Annotated in this window: 7 protein-coding genes and 1 pseudogene; 1 reads left to right on the forward strand and 7 read right to left on the reverse strand. The window is 71.3% G+C overall.

The genetic code is table 11. The annotated features are described in order from the left end of the window. Nucleotides 1-126: 126 nt before the first annotated feature. A complete protein-coding gene (locus FV230_RS23585; RefSeq protein ID WP_243950892.1) occupies nt 127-1,179 on the reverse strand; it encodes a hypothetical protein in 1,053 nt (350 codons plus the stop codon). A gap of 309 nt (nt 1,180-1,488) precedes the next feature. Here FV230_RS23585 and FV230_RS29920 point away from each other — a divergent pair, with 309 nt between their 5' ends. Next, nucleotides 1,489-1,641: a hypothetical protein gene (locus FV230_RS29920; RefSeq protein ID WP_187274756.1), complete on the forward strand. Its 153-nt coding sequence runs from the start codon at nt 1,489-1,491 to the stop codon at nt 1,639-1,641. Nucleotides 1,642-1,737: 96 nt separating this feature from the next. On the opposite strand, the gene FV230_RS23590 is transcribed toward FV230_RS29920, so the two are convergent. The 6 genes and pseudogenes from FV230_RS23590 to FV230_RS23615 all read right to left on the reverse strand — a co-directional run. Beyond that, entirely contained in the window at nt 1,738-2,781 is a 1,044-nt protein-coding gene (locus FV230_RS23590) for a cytochrome c peroxidase (RefSeq protein ID WP_147844125.1), read from the reverse strand. Nucleotides 2,782-2,950: 169 nt separating this feature from the next. Further along, nucleotides 2,951-3,526, reverse strand: a complete 576-nt coding sequence (locus tag FV230_RS23595; RefSeq protein WP_147844126.1) for a sigma-70 family RNA polymerase sigma factor — start codon at nt 3,524-3,526, stop codon at nt 2,951-2,953. Continuing rightward, on the reverse strand, nt 3,523-3,768 hold the full coding sequence (locus FV230_RS23600; RefSeq protein ID WP_147844127.1) for a NepR family anti-sigma factor: 246 nt from the start codon (nt 3,766-3,768) through the stop codon (nt 3,523-3,525). Before FV230_RS23600 ends, FV230_RS23595 begins: the two co-directional genes overlap by 4 nt. 554 nt (nt 3,769-4,322) lie before the next feature. Continuing rightward, nucleotides 4,323-4,598 carry a hypothetical protein gene (locus tag FV230_RS23605; protein ID WP_147844128.1) on the reverse strand — a complete coding sequence of 92 codons (276 nt, stop codon included), beginning with the start codon at nt 4,596-4,598 and terminating at the stop codon, nt 4,323-4,325. A 245-nt stretch (nt 4,599-4,843) separates the two neighbouring features. Further along, nucleotides 4,844-5,128, reverse strand: coding sequence for a hypothetical protein (locus tag FV230_RS23610; protein ID WP_147844129.1), 285 nt, complete (start codon nt 5,126-5,128; stop codon nt 4,844-4,846). 86 nt (nt 5,129-5,214) lie between these two features. Beyond that, a pseudogene (locus FV230_RS23615) lies at nt 5,215-5,721 on the reverse strand (single-stranded-DNA-specific exonuclease RecJ); the annotation flags it as partial.

A 5,721-nucleotide genomic window follows, 5' to 3' on the forward strand; every position in this document is an offset into this window, starting at 1 on the left:
GCCAGCGCAATGCCCGCCCACCCCCCCCCCACGCCGAACAACCGCCCAAACGACCCGTCCGAACACCGGACATGCGAAAGCGGCCCCCTCTCGGAGGCCGCCCGCCCGTCGTCCGCGTCGATCAGATCAGATCACGGGCGCCGAGAACAGCGCGCCGTACATCGCCGCATGGCCGACGTAGTAGAGCGTGAGGAAGCCGGTGAGCGCCACCGCGTAGTAGGCCGGGGCCAGCGCCACGTCGCGGCGGCGGACGGCGCTGCGGGCGTCGTCGGCGGCGATGCCGATCAGCACCACGATGATCCCGGAATGGCCGATCGCATCGACCTTGCCGAACTCGAACACGGCGGAGACGAAGATCGCGGCCAGGATGATCGCGGCGGTGCGGCGCACCAGGGGCGTCCAGATCAGGGCGAAGGCCAGGGTGAACTCGACGACGCCGGCAGCCTTCATGAACAGCTCGGGCGAGGCGCCGAAGGTCATCTCGGGCTTGGCGGCCAGGAGCGGCGCGGTCCATTCCGGGTAGGCCCACTTCTCGACCGAGGCCCACATCAGGGTGACGGCGGCGGCGGCGCGGACCACGTCGATGGGGCGGATGCCGTAGAGGGTGCGGTCGAGGCCGGTGAGGATCAGGTAGGCGGCGACGCCGAGGAAGACCGGGTAGTCGGCTAGATGGAACGCGCCGTAGCTCCAGGTCGCGTAGCCGAACAGCACAACGATGCCGGCGCCGGCCAGCGGCAGGGTGCGGTGCCAGATCAGGCAGGCCGCAAGCGCGAGCTGGAACCACGGGATCCAGGCCGCGTCGGTCTTGAGCTCGGGGGTGAGGATGATGCCGCCGAGCGTCCAGAGCGAGACGAAGAAGAAGCCCAGCGTCGCCCGCACCAGCAATTCGGTGTCGGTGCGCAGCCGCGCGGTGACCCGGTCCAGGGCGTTGAGCAGGGCGGTGCCGAGCGGGGTGCCCTCGGCGAGGCACCCGAACATCAGGCACAGGACCGACAGGCCGACGAGCCACTCGAAGTCGAGGCAGAGCACCTGCTCGAGGCCGCGGGGCTGGCCGGCGACGTCGTAGGCGCAGAACCATTTTACATGGGCGCTGGCCTCGCTGCTGGCGAGCAGGGTCGCGGGAAGGGCTAGGGCGCCGGCAAGAAACGGAGAAGAGCAACGCCACTCAAAGGTCCGCATCGAAGCCTCGTCACAACGGGTCAGAACAGTGCTTACCGATGCATTTAGAACTAAGCCGCCGGATTTTGCCAAGGGTTTGTTAACGTCCGTGTCGAAAAGGTTAACGCTGTGGGTGCCGGGTAGAATCGGCTGAAAGCGAATCCCGTCTAGGGCGCCGTGCCGGGCAACGCGCCATTCAGCATGGACGCGGATTCCCAGCTCTTCGGACGGCCGCGCAAGACTTCGCTCAGTGTTGGCCGGCGATCCTGGCGCGGCCGGAACCCGACATCGCCGGCCGGACCAAGCGTGGGGGGATTGCGGATGATCGGCTTGGCAAGTCTCGCGAGCCTCGGTGCCGGGATCGGGCTGGCCGGCTTCGCGCCGCGTGCGGGCCTGCGCGCCGCCACCTTCGAATCCTGCGGCGGCGTGCTTCTGGTGACCGGCCTCGCCCTGCTCGGCGCTGGGCTGCCGCTGTTCCGCTAGGGCATTCCCGAGCCAGGTGGATCGAGGGGCGCGCGACGACGCTGCCGGCGACGGCGCCGCGGACGCATCCGGGGCCGCGCCCGCCGTCCGGCCCGGTTACGGCTTCGGCGCGTCGCCGGTCAGGTCCGCGAGGGCGCGGTCGTTCCCGGCCGGCGCGGTGAGCGTCTGCAGGAAGGCCAGCAGGTCGGCCTTCTCCGCGCCCGTGAGGTTCAGCGGGCGGATCTCCGGCGAGCGGCTCGGGCGTGCGATGCCGCCGCGGTCGTAGAGATCGATCACCGCCTCCAGTGTCGCGATCGATCCGTCGTGCATGTAGGCGCCGCGGCCGGCGACCTCGCGCAGGCCGGGGGTCTTGAAGGCGTAGCGCAGGGCCTCCGAGCTCGGCACGAAGCGCCCGCGTCCGAGATCCGCGCCGGTCGCCGTGCCGATGTCGTGGAACGAGCCGTCGGTGAAGGCCCAGCCGCCATGGCAGGCGGCGCAGTTCCCGCGGCCGTTGAACAGGTCGAAGCCGCGCTTGGCGGCGACCGGGATCGCCGTCTCGTCGCCCGCGATCCAGCGGTCGAACGGGCTCACGCCGGACACGATCAGGCGCTGGAAGGTGGCGAGCGCCGCCTCGATCCGGTCCTTGGTGACGCCGGGATCGGCGAAGGCCTCGGCGAAGGCGGCGGCATAGGCGGCATCCGCCGACAGGCGCGCCACCGCGTCGTCGGCGGGCAGGCCCATGTTGCCGGGCGCGCTGATCGGGACGAAGGCGACGCTCTCGAGGTCGCGGAACTTGCCGTCCCAGCCGAGGCGGCCCTCCTGCCAAGCGATGTTGAGCAGGCTCGGCGTCCGCAGGTCCATGTCGGAATCGTTGCGGGCCGGCGCGCGCTTGCGCCCGTCCGCCCAGGCGAGGTCGGGCAGGTGGCAGGTCACGCAGGCCCGGTCGCGGTCGGCCGACAGGATCGGATCGAAGAACAGCTTCCGGCCGAGTTCCGCCTTGGCCTGGGCGTAGGGATTGGTCTCCGGGAACGGGATCGCGGAAGGCGGGGCATAGGCCTCGCGCCAGGCGGCCCGCTGCGCCGCCGGTCCGCTCGTGGCCGGACCGCAAACCGCACCGAGCATCACAATTGCGGCGATACCGCCGCCGAGCTTCCATCGCATCGCAGAGCTCCCAAGGGGAGGGTCTACGATGCGATGTCTTGCAGATCCGTAAAGCCTTCGTTTCGATTATGGTCCTGCCCGAGAATTATATTCCCGAAACCTCAACGATAACTTGAACCTCAGCGAACATGCGGCGACGTCATGCCCCCGCCCCGATCCGGGGCGGCGATCAGCGGGCGTCGAGGGCGGCGCGGGTGCGGGCGTCGGTGCCGACGTCGCCGGCGTCGTCCATGCCGAGGCTCTCGATCAGCCGCCCGCGCGCGCGGCTGACCCGGCTCTTGATCGTGCCGACGGCGACCCCGCAGATCTCGGCCGCCTCCTCGTAGGTGAAGCTCTGCGCGCCGACGAGGACCAGCGCCTCGCGCTGGGCCAGCGGCAGCAGGTTCAGCGCGCTCTGGAACGCGCGCATCTCCACGCGGACCTCCTGCTCGGGCAGGCTGGTCAGCCGCCCGGCATGGCCGCCGTCGGCATCCTCGATCTCGCGCTTGCGCTTGCGCTGCTCGGAATAGAACAGGTTGCGCAGGATCGTGAACAGCCACGCCGTGAGGTTGGTGCCGCGGCGGAAACTCTCGGCCTTGGTCCAGGCCCGCATCAGCGTGTCCTGCACGAGGTCGTCGGTGCGGTCGAAATCGTAGGTCAGCGAGAAGGCGAAGGCGCGCAGCGCCGGGATCGCGCCGAGCAGGAGGTCGCGCATCTCGGCGTCGGCGCCGGCGGGCGTTCCGACGGGGGCACAGGCCTGGATCATCGCGCGGACTCCTTTTCCGACCGGGCGGCGAATTCCGCGACGAGCGCCTCGAACCGCTCGGGGATCGGCTGGGCGAGCAGGCCCGCATAGAGCACCCGCAGGCTGCGCCCGATCCGGCGCCGCGTCTCCGGATCGAGCCGCCGGTCGCCGCCGCGCGGCCGCCGCTCGGGCGTCGGCACGGCATCGCCGGCCACGCGCCCGATCGCGTCGTCGGCACCGCGTTCGTCGGGGATGTCGTGCATCGTCGGCCGTCCTGGCAAAGCGGGGCGACGCCTCGCGACCCGACCGCCTGCGAACGACCGGGCGCGGCCCTCAGGCCTCCGGTGCGCCGCGGACGCCAGGTCCGTCGCCGTGGCTACGGGTGCTAGGGCCGGGCGGTTTAATCAAGTCTGAAAAAGACATTCACCTAGAATTCATCACCATAGGTCGCGACATCATCTTATGGCCAAGCTGGCGACTTTGTCAATTTGTATGTTTTTCGCAACCTTGATACATCTGGTTACATTCCAATGTTCGAAACCTGACGGTCTGGACTTCGGGCGGCGGCAGCCGGCGGCGCGCCGCGGCGTCCCGGCCGAGGGCGCGGATGCATCGTCGAAGCTCAGCGCGGCCCCTCTCCCGCTGGGGAGAGGGGGACCGCGTCCTCTTCGGCTCGCGAGAACGATGGGCGCCGTCCGTCAGAGCGCGATCGGAACGCTGACGGAGCCGTAGGCGGTGACGACGAGGCCGCAGACGAAGGCGCCGATCATCGCGTCGTCGAACAGCGTCATGGTCTCGATCCCGGTCCGCTTCCCGCTCAGCAACGGCTGCCGCCGCTGGTCTGGCCGTACTGCATCACCGGCCGGGTCTGCCGGTTGGCGTCGCCCTCGCTCGCCGAGCTCGGCACGCACCCGCCGGTGCGCGGCGTGCCGTCGACGCCGATCCCGACCGAACCCGTGGCCAGGTCGTCAGAGGGGGACGGCGGCGCGAAGCGGTCGACGGGGGCCTCGTAGCTGAACGCGCGCGCGGACGAGACGGGGGCGGAAACGCCGATGACGAGAGCGGCCGCGACGGCAACGAAACGCAACGTCATGACGATAGAAGACGCCTTCCAGCAATACAGGCCGCCGGTTCGGCACGGTCTGATCTTGCGTGAAGCTCATATGGATCGCCCCTGACCCTCACGACGTGATGGGCCCCACGCGGCACGGCGGATGAAACGCTAAGCCGGATCGGGACGATCGCGTCACGACGATCCGGCGGGTGGCTTCGGGAGGGCGGATCCGGGCTTCGCGGGCTTGCCGGATCCGGCCTCCCTTCGATCGCGCGAGAACCGTGTCAGGGCTTGAAGTAGGGCCGTGCGACGACCGGCGACCCATCGCCGGGCCGGACGCGCGCGGCGTGCACGACGCGGCGGGCGCTCCGGGCGGGCCGCACCGCGCGCGGTGCCGCGAACCGCTCGTCGCGCATCTCGCCGAGGTAGTCCGAGCCGCCCGCCCCGAAGACGCCGCCCTGCACCACGCCGGCCGAGGGCGGGCGGCCCATGAAGAATTCCTCGGCCCCGCCGGCGAGCGCCGGCGCTGCGGCGAGGAGAAGGGCGACGGCGGAGAGGAAGGAGCGCATGCACGCAGCTTAGGGCCGCGCGCCTCCACGCCGCGTTAACGATGTCGCGAGAGCGGACGGACCGGCATCGCGCGGGGCGGCGGCGATCACGCGGCGGGGCTCAGGTCGCAGATGCGGACCTGCGCGCGCTCGGCCCCGCGCCAGCGGTCGCAGGCGAGCGTGCCGGCGACGTGGAACTCCGAGCCGATGCCCGCCAGGATCGCCTGCCCGAGCGGCGATTGCGCGCTGCGGAAGCTGATCGCGCCGACCGCCTGCCCGTCGCGGCTGCGCAGGCGCGCACGGACATGGCCGTGGCCGACGAGGCCGGCATCGACGATGCGGTGGCGCGGCAGGGCGAAGACCGGCTCCGGCGCCCCCTGCCCGAACGGGCCGGCGCGCTGGATCAGGCGGACGGTCTCGGCGGTGGCGCCGCCGGCGCTGACCGTGCCGTCGACGAGCAGCGCCTCGACCGCGCGCGCCTGCGCCACCGCGTCCGCCAGGTCCGCGGCGAGGAAGGCGGCAAAGCGCGTCAGGTCGGGGCCGGCGAGAGTCACGCCCGCGGCCATGGCGTGGCCGCCGCCCTTCGTCGCGAGACCCGCCGCGACGGCGGCGCG

This window comes from Methylobacterium sp. WL6, from assembly GCF_008040095.1.
GTDB lineage: Bacteria > Pseudomonadota > Alphaproteobacteria > Rhizobiales > Beijerinckiaceae > Methylobacterium.